This window comes from Bradyrhizobium sp. SHOUNA76 (genome assembly GCF_023006445.1).
In the GTDB taxonomy this organism is placed as follows: domain Bacteria; phylum Pseudomonadota; class Alphaproteobacteria; order Rhizobiales; family Xanthobacteraceae; genus Bradyrhizobium.
This window is the reverse complement of sequence record NZ_JALBHA010000547.1, coordinates 1-4016: the sequence shown is the minus strand read 5'-3', so window position 1 is coordinate 4016 and position 4016 is coordinate 1. Positions and strand designations below refer to the sequence as shown.

3 protein-coding genes and 1 pseudogene are annotated in these 4016 nt (G+C 66.1%); all 4 read left to right on the top strand.

The window, feature by feature from the left end; translation table 11 throughout:
* A partial coding sequence (locus tag MOV74_RS32945) for an ABC transporter ATP-binding protein (RefSeq protein WP_246931172.1) occupies positions 1-888 on the top strand: 888 nt, incomplete at its 5' end.
* Between the two features lie 212 nt (positions 889-1100).
* Positions 1101-2606, top strand: a complete 1506-nt coding sequence (locus MOV74_RS32940) for a M81 family metallopeptidase (RefSeq protein ID WP_246931171.1) — start codon at positions 1101-1103, stop codon at positions 2604-2606.
* Positions 2607-2620: 14 nt separating this feature from the next.
* A complete protein-coding gene (locus MOV74_RS32935) occupies positions 2621-3793 on the top strand; it encodes a M20 aminoacylase family protein (protein ID WP_246931170.1) in 1173 nt (390 codons plus the stop codon).
* Positions 3786-4016, top strand: a pseudogene (locus MOV74_RS32930) (amidase); the annotation flags it as partial. The gene MOV74_RS32935 and the pseudogene MOV74_RS32930, both read left to right, overlap by 8 nt.

Sequence of the window (4016 nt, the reverse complement as noted above, 5' to 3'; positions counted from 1 at the left end):
AATCTGCTCGCGTCGGTGCCGAGCCTGGTGCCGCGGCCGCCGCGCGAGGAGAGCCGCGAGCCGGTCGTGCTCGAGGCCAACGACCTCAGCAAGGTCTACAAGGAGCGCGCCTTCTTCGGCAAAGGCCGCGAGGTCGTCGCCGCCGACAAGGTGACGCTGACGCTGCGCAAGGGCCGCACGCTCGGCATCGTCGGCGAAAGCGGCTCGGGCAAGTCGACGGTGGCGCGCTGCATCGTCCGCCTGATCGATCCGACCTCCGGCGGCGTGCGTCTCGCCGGCCGCGAAATCGCCGACATCTCGCGGCGCCTGCTGCAGCCGCACCGGCAGAAGATCCAGATCGTGTTCCAGGATCCCTACCGCTCGCTCAACCCGCGCGTCACCGTCGGCGGAAGCATCGCCGAAGGTCCGATCAACTACGGCGTCGCGCACACTGACGCGATGAAGCGGGCGCGCGAGCTGCTCGAGCTCGTCGGCCTGCCCGCCGATGCGGTGTCGCGCTATCCGCACCAGTTCTCCGGCGGCCAGCGCCAGCGTATCGCCATTGCCCGTGCGCTCGCGCTCGATCCCGACGTGCTGGTTGCGGACGAAGCGGTCTCCGCGCTCGACGTCTCCGTGCAGGCGCAGGTGCTGGAACTGCTGGACGAGATCCAGAACCGCCTCGGCATCGCCATCCTGTTCATCACCCATGATTTGCGCGTCGCCGCGCAGATCTGCGACGAGGTCGTGGTGATGCAGCACGGCCGCGTCGTCGAGCAAGGCCCCGCTGCCGAAGTGCTGACGCATCCCAAGGAGGCCTACACCAAGGCGCTGCTCGATGCGGCACCGGGACGCGACTGGGATTTTGCGAACTTCCGGCCGGTGTCGGAGGGCGTGGGAGCCAGCGCGTAAGCCTTTCCCCTCGTCATTGCGAGCGTAGCGAAGCAATCCAGAATCCCTCCGCGGAAACAGTCTGGATTGCTTCGCTACGCTCGCAATGACGGTGATCGCGGGAAGTATTCCCAAAACAGCTTAAAGCCATGCGCGGCGCGATGGCCTGCCTTGCTTGCCCTCGCCGCAACGCCGGGGCTAACGTCGCGCACTTTCAATTGGGACTGAACTGAATGACACGTATCGCCGTCGGCGGCTTCCTGCACGAGACCAACACCTTCGCCCCGACGAAGGCGACATTTGCGGACTTCCGGCATGGCGGCGGCTGGCCGGCGATGACGGAAGGCGCCGACGTCTTGAAGGTGATGCGGCGCATCAATGTCGGCCTCGCCGGCTTCGTCGACAGCGCGGAAGCGAACGGCTGGGAACTCGTTCCGACGATCGCCTGCGGGGCGAGCCCCTCGGCACACGTCACCGAGGATGCCTTCGAGCGCATCGTGAAGGTGATGGTCGACGGCATCGCTGCCGCCGGCCCGATCGATGCCGTCTATCTCGACCTGCACGGCGCCATGGTGACCGAGCATCTCGACGACGGCGAAGGCGAGATCCTGGCGCGCGTGCGCCGCATCATCGGCAACGATGTTCCGCTGGTCGCGAGCCTCGACCTGCACGCCAACGTCACGCCCGAGATGGTCGCGCACGCCGACGCGCTGATCGCCTACCGCACCTATCCGCATGTCGACATGGCCGACACGGGCCGTGCCTCTGCAAAGCATCTCGCCCTGCTCTTGAAGACGAAGCAGCGCTTCGCAAAAGCCTTCCGGCAATTGCCGTTCCTGATCCCGATCAGCTGGCAGTGCACCAACGACCAGCCGACCAAGGGCATCTACGAAAAGCTCGCCGCGCTGGAGAACGATGCGGTTCCGACGCTCTCCTTCGCGCCCGGCTTTCCCGCCGCCGACTTCCGCGATTGCGGGCCGAGCGTGTTCGCCTACGGCAGGACGCAGGCCGACGCCGACCGCGCCGCGGATGCGATCGTGAAGCTGATCGAGAGCCATGAGGACGATTTCGACGGCAAGATCTGGTCGCCCGATGACGGCGTGCGCCACGCCATGGAACTTTCGAAAGGCGCGAGCAGGCCGATCATCATTGCCGACACCCAGGACAATCCCGGCGCCGGCGGCGATTCCGACACGACGGGCATGCTGCGCGCGCTGGTTCGCAACAAGGCTAGCGCCGCGACCGGGGCGATCTACGATCCGGAGTCGGCAAGGGCGGCGCATGACGCCGGCGTCGGCGCCACCGTCACGTTGTCTCTCGGCGGCAAGTCCGGCATTCCCGGCGACGAGCCTTATACCGAGACGTTCGTGGTCGAAAAGCTCTCCGACGGCCGCTTCATCGCGCCCGGCCCTTATTACGGCGGCCGCGAGATGGAGATGGGCCCCTCCGCGGCCTTGCGCATCGGCGACGTCCGCGTTGTCGTCTCTTCGCACAAGGCGCAGCTCGCCGACCAGGCCATGTACCGCTATGTCGGTATCGAGCCCACCGAACAGAAAATTCTGGTCAACAAGAGCTCGGTGCACTTCCGCGCCGACTTCGAGCCGATCGCGGAAAAGCTGATGATCTGCGCCGCGCCCGGCGCGATGCCGGCCGACACCGCAACGCTGCCCTGGACGCGCCTGCGCCCGGGCATTCGCATCAAGCCGAACGGTCCCGTTTTCAATCCTCCTTCACGCTAACCGGACAGGAACACATGCCCACGATCGACCGCATCGACGGCTACGCCGACGAACTCACCGCCATCCGCCGCGACCTTCACGCCCATCCCGAGATCGGCTTCGAGGAAGTGCGCACCTCCGGCATCGTCGCCGACAAGCTGAAGAGCTGGGGCATCGAGGTGCATCGCGGCCTCGGCGGCACCGGCGTGATCGGCGTCATCAAAGGCAAGGGTTCGAGCAACAAGCGCATCGGCCTTCGCGCCGACATGGACGCGCTGCCGATGGAAGAGAACACCAATCTGAAATGGAGTTCGAAAATCCCCGGCCGCTTCCACGGCTGCGGCCATGACGGCCACACCACCATGCTGCTCGGCACCGCGCGCTACCTCGCCGAGACCAGAAACTTCGACGGCACCGTGCATCTGATCTTCCAGCCGGCCGAGGAAGGCCTCGGCGGCGCTCGCGCCATGATCAAGGACGGCCTGTTCGAGAAGTTTCCCTGCGACGAGCTCTACGGCCTGCACAACGCGCCCGACCTCAACCATGGCGAGATCGCGATCCTGCCCGGCCCCGCGATGGCCAGCGCCGATTTCTTCGACCTCCGCATCACCGGCTATGGCGCGCATGGCGCGATGCCCGAACGCTCGAAGGACGCGGTGATCATCGCGACCACGCTGGCGCAGGCGATCCAGACCATCGTCAGCCGCAACGTCGAGCCGCTGCAGGCCGCCGTCATCTCGATCACGCAGATCCACGCCGGCTCCGCATACAACGTCATCCCCGGCGACGCGCATCTGTGCGGCACCATCCGCACCTTCTCGAAAGAAGTCCGCACCCTGATCAGCGAACGCATCCGCACGATCTGCGCCGGCATCGCGAGCGCCTATCAGTGCGTGATCGACGTCGACATCCGCGATACCTTCGACGTGCTAGTCAACCAGGTCGAGCAGTCCAAGGTGGTCGAGGAGGTCGCGCGCACCATCGTCGACCCCGCCAACGTGATCACCCGCGCCCAGCCGAAGATGGGCAGCGAGGATTTCGCCGACATGCTGCAGACCATCCCCGGCGCCTATTTCTGGGTAGGCCATGACGGCTCGGTGCCCGTGCACAATCCCGGCTTCGTGCTCGACGACAAGATCCTGCCAATCGGCGCCAGCATGTTTGCCCGCATCATCGAGACACGCATGCCGGTAGGCGCCAATGCATAAAAAGAACGTCGAAGAGGCGGTCACCCCGCTGCACGATCTGTCCGCGGTCGATCTGATCGCGGGCTATCGCGCCAAGCAGTTCTCGCCAAGCGAGGTGCTGGAGGACGTGCTCGCGCACGTCGCTGCGTGGGAGCCGCATCTGAAGGCGCTCTATGCATTCGATCCCGACGGCGCGCGCGAGGCCGCGAAGGCTTCGACCGCACGCTGGGCCGGCGGCGAGCCG

Excerpts from the sequence above, each read along its gene's own strand:
- MOV74_RS32940 (WP_246931171.1), top strand. The coding sequence starts at position 1,101 with ATGACACGTATCGCCGTCGGCGGCTTCCTGCACGAGACCAACACCTTC.
- MOV74_RS32935 (WP_246931170.1), top strand. The coding sequence starts at position 2,621 with ATGCCCACGATCGACCGCATCGACGGCTACGCCGACGAACTCACCGCC.